The following is an 18,495-nucleotide window of genomic DNA, read 5'->3' on the forward strand; positions in this document are numbered from 1 at the left end:
GGCACTGTCATGTGATTAAAGAACTTCTGGAGCTAGGGAAATGATTTTCATGAAGTTGCTGTCGCGCAATTCGCGTGCAACAGGTCCGAAAATACGAGTTCCACGTGGGCTCTTGTCATCACGGATGATAACACATGCGTTTTCGTCGAACGTAATGTAGGAGCCATCTTTACGACGTACTCCGCTTTTCGTGCGGACGATAACAGCTTTGACAACGTCGCCTTTCTTGACAACGCCACCAGGTGTTGCTTTTTTCACTGTTACAACAACTACGTCACCGATATTAGCAGTTTTACGGCCTGTTCCGCCTAACACTTTAATTGTTAGAACTTCACGTGCACCTGAGTTATCGGCAACTTTCATACGGCTTTCTTGTTGAATCATTGAGGCTACCTCCTCTCGGAATTTACTTTCCGAACGATATTAGATGATGACCGCTTTCTCGACTACTTCGATGAGGCGGAAACGCTTTGTAGCTGAAAGTGGACGTGTTTCCATAATGCGAACTACATCGCCGATTTTCGCTTCATTCAATTCGTCATGGGCCTTGAATTTCTTAGAGTACTTTACACGTTTACCATATAAAGTGTGTTTTTTATGTGTCTCTACCATTACGGTAACCGTTTTATCCATTTTGTCGGATACAACACGGCCTGTATATACTTTGCGCTGGTTACGCTCAGTCATGGCTGCAACCTCCTTCATCAGTTATTTGCACTGATCTCTCTTTGACGTATTACAGTTTTCATGCGCGCAATCGATTTGCGAACTTCACGGATGCGTGCAGTGTTTTCTAATTGTCCTGTCGCTAATTGGAAGCGAAGGTTGAAAAGCTCTTCTTTCAGTGATTTCACTTTTTGCTCGATCTCTGCAGTTGTTAAGTCACGGATTTCTTTAGCTTTCATTAGATTCACCACCAATTTCTTCACGTTTTACAAACTTGCTCTTCACGGGCAGTTTGTGAGATGCGAGACGAAGTGCTTCACGGGCAACCTCTTCTGACACACCTGCGATTTCAAACATTACACGACCTGGTTTTACTACTGCTACCCAGCCTTCTACAGCACCTTTACCGGAACCCATCCGGACTTCAAGAGGCTTTTTCGTATATGGCTTATGTGGGAAGATGTTGATCCAAACTTTACCGCCACGCTTCATGTAACGTGTCATAGCGATACGGGCAGATTCGATTTGACGGTTTGTGATCCAACCTGATTCAGTCGCTTGCAGGCCGAACTCACCAAACTGTACCGATGCTCCGCCTTTAGTAGTTCCGCGCATTTTACCACGGAATACACGACGATATTTAACGCGTTTAGGCATTAACATAATTAGTTGCCTCCTTCCTCAGAGTTCTTCTTCACTGGAAGGACTTCTCCCCGGTAGATCCATACTTTTACGCCGAGCTTACCATAAGTTGTGTCAGCTTCTGCGTGTGCATAGTCAATGTCTGCACGTAATGTATGAAGAGGAACAGTACCTTCACTGTAGTGTTCCGCACGAGCGATGTCAGCACCGCCAAGACGTCCGGATACTTGTGTTTTGATTCCTTTTGCACCAGCGCGGATTGTGCGTTGGATTGCTTGTTTTTGAGCACGACGGAATGACACACGGCCTTCCAATTGGCGTGCAATTGATTCTGCAACCAATTTCGCGTCAAGATCAGCACGTTTGATTTCTACGATGTTGATGTGTACACGCTTGCCAGTGATATCGTTCAACGATTTACGAAGTGCTTCGACTTCAGAACCGCCTTTACCGATCACCATGCCCGGCTTCGCAGTGTGGATAGTAATGTTGACACGCTTTGCGGCACGCTCGATTTCCACTTTGGAAACTGCTGCGTCAACAAGGCGTTTTTCGATGTACTCACGGATTTTCAAGTCTTCATGTAGAAGATTCGCATAGTCTTTTTCTGCATACCATTTCGAATCCCAATCACGAATGATGCCAACCCGTAAACCATTAGGATGTACTTTTTGACCCACGAATTACCCCTCCTTCTTTTCGGATACCACTACTGTAATGTGGCTAGTACGTTTATTGATCGCAGTTGCACGACCTTGTGCACGCGGACGGAAACGTTTCATTGTTGGACCTTCATCAACGAATACTTCGCTGACGATCATGTTCTCAACATCCATTTCATAGTTGTGTTCAGCATTAGCGATTGCTGATTTCAATACTTTTTCTACAACCGGAGATGCCGCTTTCGGCGTCAGGCGTAGAATCGCGACAGCTTCACCGATTTTCTTGCCCCGGATAAGATCAACGACCAAACGGACTTTGCGAGGAGCAATACGGACTGTGCGGGCAGTAGCTTTTGCTTGTTGCATCAGATTAACCTCCTCTCAATTAACGTCTAGTTTTCTTATCGTCAGCGCCATGACCTTTGTATGTGCGCGTAGGTACGAATTCACCGAGTTTGTGACCAACCATATCTTCAGTCACATATACAGGTACGTGCTTGCGCCCGTCATATACAGCAATCGTCAATCCGATGAAGGATGGAAAGATTGTGGAACGGCGAGACCAAGTTTTAATGACCTGTTTCTTTTGTGCATCTTTTTGAGCGTCGACCTTTTTCATTAGATGATCATCTGCAAAAGGTCCTTTTTTCAAGCTGCGGCCCATGGAAAAACCTCCCTCCGTGATGGTTGTACTACGGTCCACTTGCCGAACCGCAGTGTCATCACATTATTTTTTACGGCGACGAACGATAAGTTTGTCGGATTTGTTGTTTTTCTTACGAGTCTTGTAACCAAGAGTCGGTTTGCCCCAAGGTGTAACTGGGCTCGGACGGCCGATTGGTGTACGTCCTTCACCACCACCGTGTGGGTGATCGTTAGGGTTCATGACAGATCCGCGTACTGTTGGACGTTTGCCCAACCAACGTGAACGACCTGCTTTACCGATGTTGATCAATTCGTGCTGCTCGTTACCAACTTGACCGATTGTTGCACGGCAAGTAGATAGGATCATACGAACTTCGCCTGATTGTAGACGGATGATGACATATTTGCCTTCACGTCCTAGAAGTTGAGCAGATGTACCTGCAGAACGTACTAGTTGACCGCCTTTACCTGGTTTCAATTCGATATTGTGGATAGTAGAACCCATCGGGATGCTTTCAAGTGGAAGTGTGTTTCCAACTTTGATATCCGCTTCTGGACCTGACATTACTGTCATTCCTACTTCCAATCCTTTTGGTGCTAGGATGTAACGTTTTTCCCCATCAACATAGTTGATTAGAGCGATATTAGCAGAACGGTTTGGATCGTATTCGATCGTAGCAACGCGTCCTGGAATGCCATCTTTCCGACGTTGGAAGTCGATGACACGGTATTGGCGCTTGTGGCCTCCACCTTGGTGACGAACAGTAGTCCTACCTTGGTTGTTACGGCCGCCTTTCCGTTTTACCGGTTCAAGCAATGATTTTTCCGGCTTATCTGTAGTGATTGCAGAGAAGTCAGAGCTTGTCATGTTACGACGTCCGTTGGAGGTAGGTTTGTATTTCTTAATCGCCATTGGTGTTCCCTCCTTCGTTTATTTAGAAGTCAATTAGATTTCGAATAGTTCGATGTCTTTTGAATCAGCAGTCAAAGTTACGATCGCTTTACGGCGTTTGTTCGTGTAACCAGCATGTTTGCCCATACGTTTGAACTTGCCTTTGTAGTTCTGTACGTTGACTTTTTCCACTTTCACTCCGAAGATTTCTTCGATAGCTTGTTTTACATGCGTTTTGTTAGCGCGTGTATCAACTTCGAAAGTGTACTTTTTGTATTCCATTTGTTCTGAAGAACGCTCGGTAATGACCGGACGTTTTAGTACATCACGTGCTTCCATTAACCAAGCACCTCCTCAATTTTTTGGACTGCATCTTTTGTGATGACAAGCTTGTCATGAGCGACAAGGTCAAGCACGTTGATGCCGTTTGCTGTAACAACGCTAATTCCAGGAATGTTACGAGCGGACAATGCCACCGCTTCATCAAGATCAGCTGTTACGAACAATGCTTTTTTATCGATTGAAAGATCTGTAAGGACCTTCGTGAATTCTTTTGTTTTTGGCGCGTCGAATGTTAGAGCGTCCAATACGATGATTTCTTCATCGCGCACTTTTGTTGAAAGTGCTGAAAGTAGTGCCAAACGGCGAACTTTCTTAGGAAGCTTGTAGCTGTAGCTTCTTTGAGTCGGACCGAATACGATACCGCCTCCACGCCATTGTGGTGAACGGATCGACCCTTGACGAGCACGTCCAGTTCCTTTTTGGCGCCATGGTTTACGGCCACCGCCAGCAACTTCTGCGCGAGTTTTTACTTTATGGTTACCTTGGCGCAATGATGCGCGTTGTTGAACCAATGCTTCGAATAGGACAGCTTCATTTGGTTCGATACCGAAGATCGCTTCGTTCAATTCGATGTCGCCAACTGAAGAACCTGTCTGACTTAGTACAGATACTTTAGGCATTTTTGTTTCCTCCTTCCTTTAAGAATTAGTTCCCTTTGATTGCGCTTTTCACTGTAATAAGTGATTTGCGTGCTCCTGGAACGTTACCTTTTACTAGCAACAAGTTACGCTCAGCGTCAACTCGTACGATTTCAAGGTTTTGGATCGTGATAGTGTCTCCACCAGTACGTCCTGGTAATTTTTTACCTTTGAATACACGTTGTCCGTCAACCGCACCTAGTGAACCTGGCGCACGGTGGAAACGGGAACCGTGACTCATTGGTCCGCGTGAGTAACCGTGGCGTTTAATAACACCTTGGAACCCTTTACCTTTTGATACTCCTGTAATGTCGACGATATCGCCTTCTGCGAAAGTATCGACTTTGACTTCCTGACCAACTTCATACCCAGCTACATCTCCGCGGAATTCGCGAATGAAGCGCTTAGGTGCCGTTTCAGCTTTTGCAACGTGTCCTTTTTCAGGTTTGTTTGCAAGCTTCTCACGTTTGTCGTCGAATCCAAGCTGGATTGCTTCGTAGCCGTCAGTTTCGATTGTCTTCTTTTGAAGAACAACGTTTGGAGCAGCTTCAATCACAGTTACTGGAATGAGATCGCCGTTTTCAGCAAAAATTTGCGTCATGCCGACTTTTCTCCCTAAGATTCCTTTGGTCATTTGTCACACCTCCTGATTTAATAAGTTTTATTTTATCGATTAAAGTTTGATTTCAATGTCAACGCCAGATGGTAGATCGAGTTTCATCAATGCATCGACAGTTTGTGGTGTCGGGTTGACGATATCGATAAGACGTTTATGCGTACGCATTTCGAACTGCTCGCGCGAATCTTTGTACTTATGTACCGCACGAAGAATTGTATAAACAGATCTTTCAGTTGGAAGTGGTATCGGACCTGATACGCTAGCACCTGAACGTTTTGCTGTTTCTACGATTTTTTCAGCTGACTGATCAAGAATTCTGTGATCATATGCTTTTAAACGGATACGAATCTTCTGTTTTGCCATTACTTTCCCTCCTTCTCGCCTATTTTCTAGACATTCTCCACGAAAATTTCCCACACACATGCCATGGCAAAGCGGCCGGGTGTGTCGGCAACCTCTCGCTTCATCGCAGTCAAAGACCAACATTCAACATTATACACAATCAAAAAGAATCTCGCAACCCTTTTGGCGAAATTCTTTTCTCAGCTTTTTTATTATAATAGGATGCTACTCATAATTCAACTGTTAAGAGACAATTTACTTGAAAAACAGCTTGGATTTTCGCGAAGTGCAGCTTTTTTTGTAATAGAGCTGCGGTTGGAGTTTATTTTCTACTAATGTGAGATTGGGATTGTATGTATGGATTAGCAGCAAAGTTGTGTTCATTGGATGTTAGGCTTCTTGCTGTGGACGTGGTATCGTTCGTTTTGGACGCGTGGACACTTGCTTTGGGCGCGGATCCACTCGCTTTGGACGCCTGACCATCTATGATCAGCAATCAAATCGTTCGCGCTGCATCCTAATGACAGTTAAATAGTTTACCAAAGAAAAAATCCCGCACGAGTGCGGGATTTAAAAGTTTATTACTTTTCGATGCTAGCTACAACGCCAGCGCCTACTGTACGTCCACCTTCACGGATTGAGAATTTAGTACCTTCTTCAATCGCGATTGGAGCGATAAGTTCAACTGTCATTTCAACGTTGTCGCCAGGCATAACCATTTCTACGCCTTCTGGAAGATGGATAATTCCAGTTACGTCAGTTGTACGGAAGTAGAACTGTGGGCGGTAGTTAGAGAAGAATGGAGTGTGACGTCCACCCTCTTCTTTTGAAAGAACGTAAACTTCTGATTTGAATTTAGTGTGTGGTGTGATTGTACCTGGTTTAGCAAGTACTTGACCACGCTCGATGTCTTCACGGGAAACACCACGAAGAAGTGCACCGATGTTGTCGCCAGCTTCTGCATAGTCAAGAAGCTTACGGAACATTTCAACACCTGTTACAGTAGTTGATTTTGGCTCATCAGTCAAACCGATGATGTCAACAACGTCACCGACTTTAACTTGTCCACGCTCAACACGTCCTGTAGCAACTGTACCACGGCCAGTGATTGAGAATACGTCCTCAACTGGCATCATGAATGGCTTGTCAGTGTCACGTGGTGGTGTTGGGATGTACTCGTCAACAGCGTTCATAAGCTCAACGATTTTCTCTTCCCACTCAGCTTCACCTTCAAGTGCTTTAAGAGCAGAACCTTTGATGACAGGGATGTCGTCGCCAGGGAACTCATACTCAGAAAGAAGGTCACGGATTTCCATTTCAACAAGCTCAAGAAGCTCTTCGTCGTCAACCATGTCACATTTGTTCATGAATACAACTAGGTAAGGAACACCTACTTGACGTGAAAGAAGGATGTGCTCACGAGTTTGTGGCATTGGGCCGTCAGCTGCAGATACAACTAGGATTCCGCCGTCCATTTGTGCTGCACCAGTGATCATGTTTTTAACGTAGTCAGCGTGACCTGGGCAGTCAACGTGTGCGTAGTGACGCTTGTCAGTTTCATACTCGATGTGTGAAGTATTGATCGTGATTCCACGCTCTTTTTCTTCTGGAGCGTTATCTACGTCAGCGTAAGATTTCGCTTCTCCACCCATTTTCTTTGAAAGAACTGTTGCGATTGCAGCAGTCAAAGTTGTTTTACCATGGTCAACGTGACCGATTGTTCCAACGTTAGCATGCTCCTTGGAGCGATCGAATTTCTCTTTACCCATTGTGGAATTCCTCCTTAAAAATATGAATGTTTTATTTTTTATAAGCATGGATGCTGGAGAAATAATTCCCTCCAACTATCCATATCTTACAAGTAATCATTGATGGAAACAAGGATGAAATTTAATTATTCACCTTTATTTTTCTTAATGATTTCTTCAGCAACTGATTTCGGAACGTCTTCGTAGTGATCGAATGACATGGAGAATACTCCACGGCCTTGTGTATTCGAACGAAGTGAAGTTGCGTAACCGAACATTTCTGCAAGTGGAACCATTGCACGGACAACTTGTGCGTTACCGCGTGCGTCCATACCTTCCACGCGACCACGGCGTGATGTAATATCACCCATGATGTCGCCCATGTATTCTTCAGGGATGATGACTTCAACTTTCATCATCGGCTCAAGAAGAGCTGGGTTACATTTTGCTGCAGCATTTTTAAGTGCCATGGAAGCAGCGATCTTAAACGCCATCTCGTTGGAGTCGACGTCATGGTAAGAACCATCGAATAGACGGGCTTTTACGTCGATCAACGGATAACCTGCAAGAACACCGTTGTTCAATGAATCACGAACTCCTGCTTCAACGGATGCGATGTATTCACGAGGAACGACACCACCGACGATAGCGTTTTGGAATTCGAAACCTTTTCCTTCTTCGTTTGGTGAGAACTCGATCCAAACGTGACCGTATTGACCACGACCACCGGATTGGCGGACGAACTTACCTTCAACTTCAGCAGAAGTGCGGAAAGTTTCACGGTAAGATACTTGTGGTGCTCCAACGTTCGCGTCAACCTTGAACTCACGGCGTAGACGGTCAACGATGATGTCAAGGTGAAGTTCACCCATACCAGCGATGATAACTTCGCCTGTTTCTTGGTCAGTGTGCGCACGGAAAGTCGGGTCTTCTTCTTGCAATTTCGCAAGTGCAGTACCCATCTTGTCTTGGTCGCCCTTAGTTTTCGGTTCGATTGCAACAGAGATAACCGGCTCTGGGAATTCCATGGATTCTAGGATGATTGGTGCTTTGTCGTCACAAAGCGTGTCACCTGTTCCAGTGTCTTTCAAGCCGACTGCAGCTGCAATTTCGCCAGAATGGACTTCAGAAATCTCTTCACGGGAGTTTGCGTGCATTTGCAGGATACGTCCTACGCGCTCACGCTTACCTTTAGAAGAGTTCTGTACATAAGAACCAGACTGAAGAACGCCTGAATACACACGGAAGAATGTAAGCTTACCAACATAAGGGTCTGTCATAACTTTGAACGCTAGAGCTGAAAACGGCTCTTCGTCGCTTGAATGACGCTCTTCTTCTTCTTCTGTATCCGGATTGATACCCGTCATTGGCGGGATATCGATTGGTGATGGCAAGTAGTCAACAACTGCGTCGAGGACTAATTGAACACCTTTGTTTTTGAAAGCCGTACCGCAAACAACAGGGTAGAATTCTACCGCAAGTGTCGCTTTACGGATTGCTGTTTTGATCTCATCAACTGTCAGCTCTTCGCCGCCGAGGTATTTCTCCATGAGATCTTCGTCGAAGTCAACAATTGCTTCGATCAATTTCTCACGGTACTCTTCAGCCTGCTCACGGTATTCTTCCGGAATTTCTTCTACTGTCGTATCCGTTCCGAGGTCATTACCGTACATAGTAGCTTTCATTTCAACAAGGTCGATGATTCCGCTGAATTGATCTTCGGCACCAATTGGAAGTTGGATAGGAACCGCATTTGCTTGTAGACGATCGTGAAGAGTGCCTACAGAGTAAAGGAAGTCCGCACCTGTTTTATCCATTTTGTTTACGAAAACAAGACGTGGAACTTTGTAGTTTGTCGCTTGACGCCAAACTGTTTCTGTTTGCGGCTCAACGCCTGATTGAGCGTCAAGAACAGTTACAGCACCATCCAATACACGAAGGGAACGTTCAACTTCAACAGTGAAGTCTACGTGTCCTGGCGTATCGATGATGTTTACACGGTGACCTTTCCATGCAGCTGTTGTCGCAGCAGAAGTAATCGTGATTCCACGTTCTTGCTCCTGCTCCATCCAGTCCATTTGGGAAGCACCTTCATGCGTTTCACCAATCTTATGGATCTTACCTGTGTAAAAAAGGATCCGCTCAGTTGTCGTCGTCTTACCGGCGTCGATGTGAGCCATGATACCAATGTTACGAGTATTCTCTAAGGAGAACTCTCTAGCCATTTTGTATAACTCCTTCCGTTTCGGATTAAGGTGTCAATCAATGACGCCTTGGCGTTATTGCGTACGGATTTTTCGAGCAAGCCCGATCCGTTACAGCCGCCAAAGGCTATTATCCTTGTTCAACGAGAAGTTGGACACCATTGAGCGGTATGCAAAATCGTGTCCACCTCGCTCCCCTTAGGAAGTGGGAATCTCAGCTGAATAAAGATAAACCGTCCGATCTTACCAGCGATAGTGAGCGAATGCTTTGTTCGCTTCTGCCATCTTGTGCATTTCTTCACGGCGTTTCACGGATGCACCTGTGTTGTTGGAAGCATCAAGGATTTCATTCGCAAGACGCTCTTCCATCGTTTTCTCACCGCGTGTGCGGGAGTAGTTCACAAGGTAACGCAATCCGAGAGTTGTACGACGTTCAGGACGAACTTCAACCGGAACTTGGTAGTTCGCTCCACCGACACGGCGAGCACGTACTTCAAGTACTGGCATAACATTGTTCAATGCTGCTTCAAATACTTCTATAGGGTCTTTACCTGAGCGTTCTTTCACAAGTTCAAACGCACCATAGAGGATTTTTTGTGATGTACCTTTTTTACCGTCTACCATCATTTTGTTGATAAGACGAGTGACAAGCTTCGAATTGTAAATCGGATCCGGTAGTACGTCGCGTTTTGCAACAGGACCTTTACGAGGCATATTGTTTTCCTCCTTTCGAAATAATCATTCCGTTATTAGTTTTTCTTTTCTTTTGGTCTTTTCGCACCGTATTGTGAACGGCTTTGCATACGGCCAGTAACTCCAGCAGTATCAAGCGCCCCACGTACGATGTGGTAACGAACACCCGGTAAGTCTTTTACACGTCCTCCGCGGATAAGAACAACGCTGTGCTCTTGAAGGTTGTGACCTTCACCAGGGATATATGCGTTCACTTCCAAAGTGTTTGTCAAACGAACACGCGCATATTTACGAAGAGCCGAGTTCGGTTTCTTCGGAGTCATTGTACCCACACGAGTACAAACACCTCTTTTTTGTGGCGAGTTGACATTTGTCATCGACTTTTTGAAGCTGTTATAGCTTTTTCCGAGTGCTGGTGCCTTAGAACTGTCCGATTTCGATTTACGAGGTTTACGGACCAATTGGTTAATTGTAGGCATCGGATTTCCTCCTTTCACTGTGCTTTTTGTAAGACCACACATCCAGGTGGTTCATTTTTGGGGTAAAAACAAAGTCTTTGTGTGTTTAATCACACAAAAACCACTATACAGTAATGGCGACGACGGACGCACCGACTTGAATGCCGCATGCCTGACCGAGTTTTTCCCTCGAATCGACATAACTCACTTGAATGCCGTGATGGGCCGCTTCCCCGATTACCGGATCGATCAGCTTCTCTTCAGCATCTCTCGCAATGACGACTTCCTTCACCACGCCAGATCTTATCGCTTTCACTGTTTGCTTTGTACCGATGATTGTCTTCTTTGCCTGCTCGACTTTTTCATAAGACATTAGTACATCCTCCAAAGTACAGACATTCAACTATCAACCTTTTGTATATTACCATCTGCGAAGACACATGTCAACAATTAATAAAAAATGGGGAGAGGATTTTTCTCTCCCCATTTCATTCTTTGCTTATTCGACTACTGCAGCTGCCTCTTCGTTTTGTTCCATTTCAATCTGACGATAGCGTTGCATACCCGTTCCGGCTGGAACTAGCTTACCGATGATAACGTTCTCCTTCAATCCTAGCAATTCATCCGTTTTTCCTTTGATTGCCGCATCGGTTAAGACGCGAGTCGTTTCTTGGAAGGATGCTGCTGATAGGAAGGATTCCGTCTCAAGCGATGCTTTTGTAATACCGAGAATGACCGGACGTGATGTAGCCGGCACTTTCCCGCTCTTCAACACGACAGCATTCGCTTCTGCAAATTGGTGGATATCGAGCAGCGATCCCGGAAGCAGATCCGTGTCGCCAGCCTCGATGACACGCACTTTTCGAAGCATTTGGCGAACCATCACTTCAACGTGCTTATCCCCGATTTCAACACCTTGCATACGGTATACTTTTTGCACTTCTTTGAGTAGGTATTCTTGTACAGTGGCGACGTCTTTGACGACGATCAATTCTTTTGGATCGATGGAACCTTCTGTGATGCTGTCCCCTCGATCAATCGAATCGCCAACTTGCACTTTCAAGCGGGCATTGTATGGAGCGAGATACTTGCGCGTCTCGACTTCCCCTTGAATTGTAATTTCCTTCTGGCCTTCCCGAATTTCGTCAATCTCAGTAACTTCACCTTTAATTTCAGAGATGACAGCTTGCCCTTTCGGATTCCGGGATTCGAAGATCTCCTGGATACGCGGTAGACCGGATGTGATATCATCCCCGGCAACCCCACCTGTATGGAATGTACGCATCGTAAGCTGTGTTCCAGGCTCACCGATTGATTGCGCAGCGATGATACCGACTGCTTCACCAACTTCAACCGTTTCCCCTGTTGCAAGATTGATGCCGTAACATTTTTTACAAACACCGTGTTTTGTATTACAAGTGAACGCAGAGCGGATTGTAACTGTTTCGATGCCAGCGCTGATGATTTCATTTGAAAGATCGGCAGTGATAAGACCATCTTTCGGAACAATCACTTCGCCCGTTTCCGGATGACGGATCGTCTTCTTCGTATGACGGCCTTCGATACGCTCTTCCAACGTTTCGATGACTTCTGTTCCTTCAGTAAGTGCACTGATTTGCAGTCCTCTGTCCGTTCCGCAATCATCTTCGCGTACGATGACGTCTTGCGCAACGTCTACAAGGCGGCGTGTCAAGTAACCGGAGTCGGCAGTTTTCAATGCCGTATCCGCAAGACCTTTACGGGCACCGTGCGTGGAAATGAAGTACTCGAGTACTGTCAATCCTTCACGGAAGGAAGACTTGATCGGCAACTCGATGATCCGGCCTGCCGGGTTGGCCATCAGTCCCCGCATTCCCGCGAGCTGTGTGAAGTTGGACGCGTTACCACGGGCACCTGAGTCACTCATCATGTAAATAGGGTTTGTATTTTCAAGAGAGTCCATCAGTTTATCCTGGATGACATCCTTCGCATTGCTCCAGTAGGAAATGACCCGGTCATAACGCTCTTCCTCCGTAATAAGACCACGGCGGAATTGCTGCGTCACTTTATCCACTTTATCTTGAGCTTCTTTCAAGATTTCATCTTTGTTAGGCAAAACGACGATGTCCGAAATACCGACCGTGATGCCTGCACGAGTTGAATATTTGAAACCTAGATCCTTCATCCGGTCCAGCATTCTCGAAGTTTCCGTAATGTGGAACTTCTTGAAGATTTCCGCGATGATATTTCCGAGAATCTTTTTACGGAACGGGAGGACGATCTCCGCATTTCGTATATATTCTCTAACATCAACAGCCCCATCAATGAAGTATTTGTCCGGCGTCTCAATCTGCAGATTGTGATTTGTCGGTTCATTGATGTACGGGAACGTTTCAGGAAGGATTTCATTGAAAATGAGCTTCCCGACTGTCGTCAGTAAGAGCTTGCGATTCTGTTCTTCTGTAAAGGTAGGGTTGTTCAACGAACCAGCTTGGATAGCGATCCTTGTATGCAAATGAACATGACCTGTTTGATAAGCAATCAAAGCCTCGTTCATATTGCTGAAGATTGCTCCTTCGCCGATGGACCCTGCCCTTTCCAACGTAAGGTAGTAGTTACCCAATACCATGTCCTGGGAAGGAGTAACGACCGGTTTTCCGTCTTTCGGGTTCAAGATGTTTTGCGCAGCAAGCATAAGCAGGCGCGCCTCAGCTTGAGCTTCGGCAGAAAGCGGAACGTGAACAGCCATTTGGTCTCCATCAAAGTCGGCGTTGTATGCCGTACATACGAGTGGATGAAGTTGGATGGCTCGGCCTTCCACTAGCATCGGCTCGAATGCCTGGATCCCAAGTCTATGAAGTGTAGGGGCACGGTTCAATAATACCGGGTGCTCTTTAATGACGTCTTCGAGGACATCCCATACTTCGGAATGCAAACGTTCGATTTTGCGTTTTGCACTCTTAATGTTATGGGCAAGTCCGCGTTCGACCAATTCCTTCATGACGAAAGGCTTGAACAATTCAATTGCCATCTCTTTCGGAAGACCACATTGATACATTTTCAAGTTAGGTCCGACAACAATTACCGAACGGCCTGAATAATCGACACGTTTACCCAATAAGTTTTGACGGAAGCGACCTTGCTTCCCTTTCAACATATGGGAGAGGGATTTCAACGGACGATTCCCTGGTCCTGTAACCGGACGTCCGCGTCGTCCATTATCAACGAGCGCATCGACAGCTTCCTGCAACATACGTTTTTCATTCTGTACGATGATGCCAGGAGCACCGAGGTCAAGAAGACGCTTCAACCTGTTGTTACGGTTAATGACCCTACGGTAAAGATCATTCAAATCGGAAGTTGCGAAACGGCCGCCGTCCAACTGTACCATCGGGCGCAATTCTGGAGGAATGACCGGCAACACTTCAAGAACCATCCATTCCGGACGGTTTCCGGAGTTACGGAAAGATTCGACGACTTCCAAGCGTCGGATCGCACGAGTACGACGTTGACCTTGTACTGTCTTCAACTCTTCCTTCAGCATTTCCGTTTCTTTATCCAAATCGATTGCCATCAGAAGCTGTTCAATCGCTTCAGCACCCATCAGCGCCTGGAATTTAGAGCCGTACTTTTCACGGTAGAGTCTGAACTCCTTCTCGGAAAGCAATTGTTTCCGTTCAAGCGGCGTGTCTGCTGGGTCGATGACTACGTAAGATGCGAAATAAATGATTTCTTCCAAGGCACGTGGTGTCATATCGAGAATAAGACCCATTCTGCTCGGGATGCCTTTGAAATACCAAATATGCGTTACCGGCGCTGCAAGCTCGATGTGCCCCATACGTTCACGGCGCACTTTTTGCCTTGTCACTTCGACGCCGCATCGATCACAGACGACACCTTTGTAACGGACGCGCTTATATTTTCCGCAGTGACATTCCCAGTCTTTCGTAGGTCCGAATATCCGTTCACAGAACAGACCGTCTTTCTCAGGCTTTAACGTACGATAGTTGATCGTTTCAGGCTTTTTCACTTCACCGTAAGACCAAGAACGAATTTTATCCGGTGAAGCAAGGCCGATTTTCATATACTCAAAATTGTTTACATCTATCAAGGAGCCTACCTCCCTCTTATCTTATCTCCGCGATGGACTCTCATCAGTATCGTTAAAATAGAGGAGCGTTTTGGAGCTCCCCTATCCAATTCTAAAAGTTAATTTTCAATCAAACTGTTTGATCTTCAGCCATGAGATTCAATGCATCTGTCGGTTGCATATCATCGTCATCATCAAGATCACGCATTTCGATTTCTTCAAATTCTTCCGTTAGCATCTTCACGTCCAAACCAAGGCTCTGAAGTTCTTTGATCAATACTTTGAACGATTCAGGAACGCCCGGTTGAGGCACGCTTTGACCTTTGACGATCGCTTCGTACGTTTTCACACGGCCGACAACGTCATCTGATTTGACAGTAAGGATTTCTTGCAATGTATAAGCGGCACCATAAGCTTCAAGTGCCCACACTTCCATCTCCCCGAAACGCTGTCCACCGAATTGGGCTTTTCCTCCAAGCGGCTGTTGCGTAACGAGTGAATACGGTCCAGTCGAACGAGCATGGAGCTTGTCGTCGACCATGTGCGCAAGCTTGATCAAGTACATGACGCCGACAGATACGCGGCTATCAAATGGTTCTCCTGAACGGCCATCGTAAAGGATCGTCTTTCCGTCGCGGTTCATGCCCGCTTCTTCCATCGTCGTCCAGACGTCCTCTTCATTCGCTCCGTCAAATACCGGAGAAGCCATATGGACACCCAAATTCCGGGCAGCCATTCCTAGATGCATTTCCAATACCTGTCCGATGTTCATACGCGATGGTACCCCAAGCGGGTTCAACATGACATCGATCGGCGTGCCGTCTGGAAGATATGGCATATCCGACTCAGGCAGGATGCGGGAAATAACCCCTTTGTTACCGTGACGTCCAGCCATCTTATCCCCTACGGAGATTTTACGCTTCTGTACAATGTACGCACGTACGAGCTGATTGACGCCCGGCGGCAATTCGTCCCCGTCTTCACGGTTGAACACTTTTACGTCAAGAACAATACCGCCTGCTCCGTGTGGAACACGTAAGGATGTATCGCGCACTTCACGGGCCTTTTCACCGAAGATTGCATGAAGGAGCCTCTCCTCAGCTGTCAGTTCAGTAACCCCTTTAGGCGTCACTTTTCCGACGAGGATGTCGCCATCGCGAACTTCTGCACCGATACGGATGATACCGCGGTCGTCTAGGTTGCGAAGCGCTTCTTCTCCGACGTTCGGGATGTCCCTCGTAATTTCTTCAGGTCCGAGTTTCGTATCCCTTGCTTCAGATTCGTACTCTTCGATATGGATAGATGTGAACACATCATCCTTCACAAGTCGTTCACTCATGATGATCGCATCTTCATAGTTGTAACCGTCCCACGTCATGAAGGCAGTGAGGACGTTACGACCCAAAGCAAGTTCCCCTTTATCCATCGAAGGTCCGTCTGCAAGGATATCGCGTGGTTTTACACGATCTCCGACGCTGACGATCGGACGTTGGTTATAGCAAGTCCCTTGGTTTGAGCGGATGAAGTTATCAAGTCTGTAAATCGTCAAGTCGCCCTTCACTTCTTTGCCATCGACCGTTTCAATACGGCGTACACGAATTTCCTTCGCTTCGACGTGCTCGACAATTCCGTGATACTTCGCAATGACCGCAGCTCCGGAGTCGCGTGCTGACACGTGTTCCATTCCAGTGCCGACGAACGGGGCTTCCGGATTCAACAAAGGTACAGCTTGACGTTGCATGTTCGCACCCATTAGGGCACGGTTGGAGTCATCGTTTTCAAGGAACGGGATACAAGCAGTTGCAGCAGAGACGACTTGTTTTGGAGATACGTCCATATAGTCGATCTGTTCGCGCTTAAATACAGTATTATCCCCTTGGAAACGTCCGACGACTTCTTCGTTCACGTAGGAACCATCTTCGTTAAGTGGCGCATTCGCCTGTGCAACGACGTAGTTATCCTCGATATCCGCAGTCAAATAGTCGATTTGGTGAGTGACGCGCCCAGTTTCAGGGTCAACCTTCCGATAAGGAGTTTCAATGAAACCGAACTTATTCACTCTCGCAAACGTAGAAAGGGAGTTGATCAATCCGATGTTCGGACCTTCCGGCGTTTCGATCGGACACATGCGTCCGTAGTGGGAATAGTGGACGTCACGGACTTCCATGCCCGCACGCTCCCTTGTCAATCCGCCCGGTCCGAGTGCTGACAGACGTCTCTTATGCGTCAATTCGGCAAGAGGATTCGTCTGATCCATGAATTGAGATAGTTGCGAGCTGCCAAAGAATTCCTTGATGGAAGCGATGACCGGTCTGATATTGATCAATTGCTGAGGTACGATCGATTGAGTGTCATTGATGGACATACGTTCTTTAACGACACGTTCCATACGGGATAAACCGATCCGGAATTGGTTTTGCAGCAATTCGCCAACCGAACGTAAACGACGGTTTCCGAGATGGTCGATATCATCCGTATTTCCGACTCCATGGAGCAAGTTGAAGAAATAGCTGATGGAGGCGACGATATCTGCAGGTGTCACATTTTTCACCGACTCATCGATGCTCGCATTCGAGATGACATTGATCACTTGCTTCTCTTCACTCTTCGGAGCGTAGATTTTGATCGTCTGGATTGTAATATTTTCATCCAGAACCCCGCCGACATGTGATACTTCCTGGATGCCGACCCCTTTTTCAAGGTGAGGCAATAGGCGGTCCAATGTTCTGCGGTCGATCAGTTGATCCTTCTCAAGTAGAATTTCACCTGTTTCAGGGTCTGCAAGTGTTTCTGCAACCGTTTGATTGAACAGACGGTTTTGCAGATGAAGCTTTTTGTTCATTTTATACCGTCCGACATTCGCCAAGTCGTACCTTTTCGGGTCGAAGAAGCGGGAGTATAGCAGGCTCTTCGCGCTATCCAATGTCGGCGGTTCACCAGGACGGAGGCGTTCATAGATTTCAAGCAAGGCCTTTTCCGAAGTTTCCGTGTTATCCTTTTCGAGCGTATTTCTCAAGTACTCGTTGTCTCCGATCAAATCGATGATTTCTTGATCCGTCGAAAATCCTAGCGCGCGGAGAAGAACGGTAATTGGCAATTTACGCGTACGATCGATCCGGACATGGACAACATCTTTTGCGTCCGTTTCATACTCGAGCCACGCACCACGGTTCGGAATGACAGTCGCAGCAAATCCACGCTTTCCGTTCTTGTCTGTCTTATCGTTGAAGTAGACACTTGGAGAACGGACGAGCTGGGAAACGATGACCCTTTCCGCACCATTGATAATGAACGTTCCGTTTTCTGTCATAAGCGGGAAGTCGCCCATGAAAACGTCCTGTTCTTTCACTTCTTCTGTTTCTTTGTTATGCAAGCGCACTTTTACGCGGAGCGGAGCTGCATACGTAACGTCACGCTCTTTCGATTCATCAACAGGGTATTTCGGTTCACCAAGTTGATAATCAATGAATTCCAAAGAAAGATTACCTGTGAAATCCTGGATTGGAGAAATATCACGGAACATTTCCCGTAATCCTTCTTCCAAGAACCACTCATAAGATGCCGTCTGGATTTCAATCAAATTCGGCAGCTCGAGAACTTCATTGATCCGCGCGAAACTCCTGCGCTGACGGTGTTGACCATACTGAACTAAATGACCTGTCAACTCTTTCACCCCTCAAAACAATATTAGTCCTTTGCGAAATCATAAAAATAGTGTATGATATCGAAAAAACAAAAAGAAAACGAGTTCTGGCAAGAGCTCATTTTCGGTTTAACAATCTTTATCCATTGCCAGTATGCCTTAGATTTCCAAAACTTATGCAAAAGGGCACACGACCGCATTATATTATTTATGCATTTTACAATACTAGCAC

Annotated in this window: 19 protein-coding genes; all 19 read right to left on the bottom strand. The window is 46.3% G+C overall.

The window, feature by feature from the left end:
* Positions 1–15: 15 nt before the first annotated feature.
* Positions 16–384, bottom strand: a complete 369-nt coding sequence (rplN, locus tag NIT04_RS17045; protein WP_251695511.1) for a 50S ribosomal protein L14 — start codon at positions 382–384, stop codon at positions 16–18.
* A 39-nt stretch (positions 385–423) separates the two neighbouring features.
* A complete protein-coding gene (gene rpsQ, locus NIT04_RS17050) occupies positions 424–687 on the bottom strand; it encodes a 30S ribosomal protein S17 (RefSeq protein ID WP_060203429.1) in 264 nt (87 codons plus the stop codon).
* A gap of 17 nt (positions 688–704) precedes the next feature.
* Positions 705–905, bottom strand: a complete 201-nt coding sequence (rpmC, locus tag NIT04_RS17055) for a 50S ribosomal protein L29 (protein ID WP_009499049.1) — start codon at positions 903–905, stop codon at positions 705–707.
* Positions 895–1,329, bottom strand: coding sequence for a 50S ribosomal protein L16 (gene rplP, locus NIT04_RS17060; RefSeq protein WP_060203427.1), 435 nt, complete (start codon positions 1,327–1,329; stop codon positions 895–897). The genes rpmC and rplP overlap by 11 nt, the downstream gene beginning before the upstream one ends.
* A 2-nt stretch (positions 1,330–1,331) precedes the next feature.
* On the bottom strand, positions 1,332–1,988 hold the full coding sequence (gene rpsC, locus NIT04_RS17065) for a 30S ribosomal protein S3 (protein WP_252504710.1): 657 nt from the start codon (positions 1,986–1,988) through the stop codon (positions 1,332–1,334).
* A 3-nt stretch (positions 1,989–1,991) separates the two neighbouring features.
* Entirely contained in the window at positions 1,992–2,336 is a 345-nt protein-coding gene (gene rplV / locus NIT04_RS17070) for a 50S ribosomal protein L22 (RefSeq protein ID WP_252504711.1), read from the bottom strand.
* A 19-nt stretch (positions 2,337–2,355) separates the two neighbouring features.
* Positions 2,356–2,634, bottom strand: a complete 279-nt coding sequence (gene rpsS, locus NIT04_RS17075) for a 30S ribosomal protein S19 (RefSeq protein WP_060203421.1) — start codon at positions 2,632–2,634, stop codon at positions 2,356–2,358.
* Between the two features lie 63 nt (positions 2,635–2,697).
* The gene (rplB, locus tag NIT04_RS17080) at positions 2,698–3,528 is read right to left on the bottom strand and encodes a 50S ribosomal protein L2 (protein ID WP_252504712.1); all 831 of its coding nucleotides are present in this window, start codon (positions 3,526–3,528) and stop codon (positions 2,698–2,700) included.
* A 33-nt stretch (positions 3,529–3,561) separates the two neighbouring features.
* A complete protein-coding gene (gene rplW / locus NIT04_RS17085) occupies positions 3,562–3,846 on the bottom strand; it encodes a 50S ribosomal protein L23 (RefSeq protein WP_252504713.1) in 285 nt (94 codons plus the stop codon).
* Positions 3,846–4,469 carry a 50S ribosomal protein L4 gene (rplD, locus tag NIT04_RS17090; protein WP_060203416.1) on the bottom strand — a complete coding sequence of 208 codons (624 nt, stop codon included), beginning with the start codon at positions 4,467–4,469 and terminating at the stop codon, positions 3,846–3,848. Before rplD ends, rplW begins: the two co-directional genes overlap by 1 nt.
* A 25-nt stretch (positions 4,470–4,494) precedes the next feature.
* The gene (gene rplC / locus NIT04_RS17095; protein ID WP_252504714.1) at positions 4,495–5,121 is read right to left on the bottom strand and encodes a 50S ribosomal protein L3; all 627 of its coding nucleotides are present in this window, start codon (positions 5,119–5,121) and stop codon (positions 4,495–4,497) included.
* 39 nt (positions 5,122–5,160) lie between these two features.
* Positions 5,161–5,469 (bottom strand): 30S ribosomal protein S10, encoded by a 309-nt coding sequence (gene rpsJ, locus NIT04_RS17100; protein ID WP_042478628.1) that lies wholly within the window; start codon positions 5,467–5,469, stop codon positions 5,161–5,163.
* 560 nt (positions 5,470–6,029) lie between these two features.
* Positions 6,030–7,217 carry an elongation factor Tu gene (gene tuf / locus NIT04_RS17105; RefSeq protein ID WP_252504715.1) on the bottom strand — a complete coding sequence of 396 codons (1,188 nt, stop codon included), beginning with the start codon at positions 7,215–7,217 and terminating at the stop codon, positions 6,030–6,032.
* 125 nt (positions 7,218–7,342) lie between these two features.
* A complete protein-coding gene (gene fusA, locus NIT04_RS17110; RefSeq protein ID WP_252504716.1) occupies positions 7,343–9,421 on the bottom strand; it encodes an elongation factor G in 2,079 nt (692 codons plus the stop codon).
* A 222-nt stretch (positions 9,422–9,643) separates the two neighbouring features.
* Positions 9,644–10,114 carry a 30S ribosomal protein S7 gene (rpsG, locus tag NIT04_RS17115; RefSeq protein ID WP_207959161.1) on the bottom strand — a complete coding sequence of 157 codons (471 nt, stop codon included), beginning with the start codon at positions 10,112–10,114 and terminating at the stop codon, positions 9,644–9,646.
* A gap of 35 nt (positions 10,115–10,149) precedes the next feature.
* On the bottom strand, positions 10,150–10,572 hold the full coding sequence (gene rpsL / locus NIT04_RS17120; RefSeq protein ID WP_251627860.1) for a 30S ribosomal protein S12: 423 nt from the start codon (positions 10,570–10,572) through the stop codon (positions 10,150–10,152).
* A gap of 103 nt (positions 10,573–10,675) precedes the next feature.
* Positions 10,676–10,924, bottom strand: coding sequence for a ribosomal L7Ae/L30e/S12e/Gadd45 family protein (locus NIT04_RS17125; protein WP_252504717.1), 249 nt, complete (start codon positions 10,922–10,924; stop codon positions 10,676–10,678).
* A 126-nt stretch (positions 10,925–11,050) separates the two neighbouring features.
* On the bottom strand, positions 11,051–14,641 hold the full coding sequence (rpoC, locus tag NIT04_RS17130; protein WP_252504718.1) for a DNA-directed RNA polymerase subunit beta': 3,591 nt from the start codon (positions 14,639–14,641) through the stop codon (positions 11,051–11,053).
* A gap of 109 nt (positions 14,642–14,750) precedes the next feature.
* Positions 14,751–18,293, bottom strand: coding sequence for a DNA-directed RNA polymerase subunit beta (rpoB, locus tag NIT04_RS17135; RefSeq protein ID WP_252504719.1), 3,543 nt, complete (start codon positions 18,291–18,293; stop codon positions 14,751–14,753).
* Positions 18,294–18,495: the final 202 nt, after the last annotated feature.

Source organism: Sporosarcina sp. Marseille-Q4943 (genome assembly GCF_943736995.1).
GTDB lineage: Bacteria > Bacillota > Bacilli > Bacillales_A > Planococcaceae > Sporosarcina.

Coding starts and splice junctions, on each gene's coding strand:
- rplB (WP_252504712.1), bottom strand. CDS start 3,528: ATGGCGATTAAGAAATACAAACCTACCTCCAACGGACGTCGTAACATG.
- rplV (WP_252504711.1), bottom strand. CDS start 2,336: ATGCAACAAGCAAAAGCTACTGCCCGCACAGTCCGTATTGCTCCTCGC.
- rplW (WP_252504713.1), bottom strand. CDS start 3,846: ATGGAAGCACGTGATGTACTAAAACGTCCGGTCATTACCGAGCGTTCT.
- rpsS (WP_060203421.1), bottom strand. CDS start 2,634: ATGGGCCGCAGCTTGAAAAAAGGACCTTTTGCAGATGATCATCTAATG.
- rplD (WP_060203416.1), bottom strand. CDS start 4,469: ATGCCTAAAGTATCTGTACTAAGTCAGACAGGTTCTTCAGTTGGCGAC.
- rplP (WP_060203427.1), bottom strand. CDS start 1,329: ATGTTAATGCCTAAACGCGTTAAATATCGTCGTGTATTCCGTGGTAAA.
- rpmC (WP_009499049.1), bottom strand. CDS start 905: ATGAAAGCTAAAGAAATCCGTGACTTAACAACTGCAGAGATCGAGCAA.
- rpsQ (WP_060203429.1), bottom strand. CDS start 687: ATGACTGAGCGTAACCAGCGCAAAGTATATACAGGCCGTGTTGTATCC.
- fusA (WP_252504716.1), bottom strand. CDS start 9,421: ATGGCTAGAGAGTTCTCCTTAGAGAATACTCGTAACATTGGTATCATG.
- rpsL (WP_251627860.1), bottom strand. CDS start 10,572: ATGCCTACAATTAACCAATTGGTCCGTAAACCTCGTAAATCGAAATCG.
- rplN (WP_251695511.1), bottom strand. CDS start 384: ATGATTCAACAAGAAAGCCGTATGAAAGTTGCCGATAACTCAGGTGCA.
- tuf (WP_252504715.1), bottom strand. CDS start 7,217: ATGGGTAAAGAGAAATTCGATCGCTCCAAGGAGCATGCTAACGTTGGA.
- rplC (WP_252504714.1), bottom strand. CDS start 5,121: ATGACCAAAGGAATCTTAGGGAGAAAAGTCGGCATGACGCAAATTTTT.
- NIT04_RS17125 (WP_252504717.1), bottom strand. CDS start 10,924: ATGTCTTATGAAAAAGTCGAGCAGGCAAAGAAGACAATCATCGGTACA.
- rpsG (WP_207959161.1), bottom strand. CDS start 10,114: ATGCCTCGTAAAGGTCCTGTTGCAAAACGCGACGTACTACCGGATCCG.
- rpsJ (WP_042478628.1), bottom strand. CDS start 5,469: ATGGCAAAACAGAAGATTCGTATCCGTTTAAAAGCATATGATCACAGA.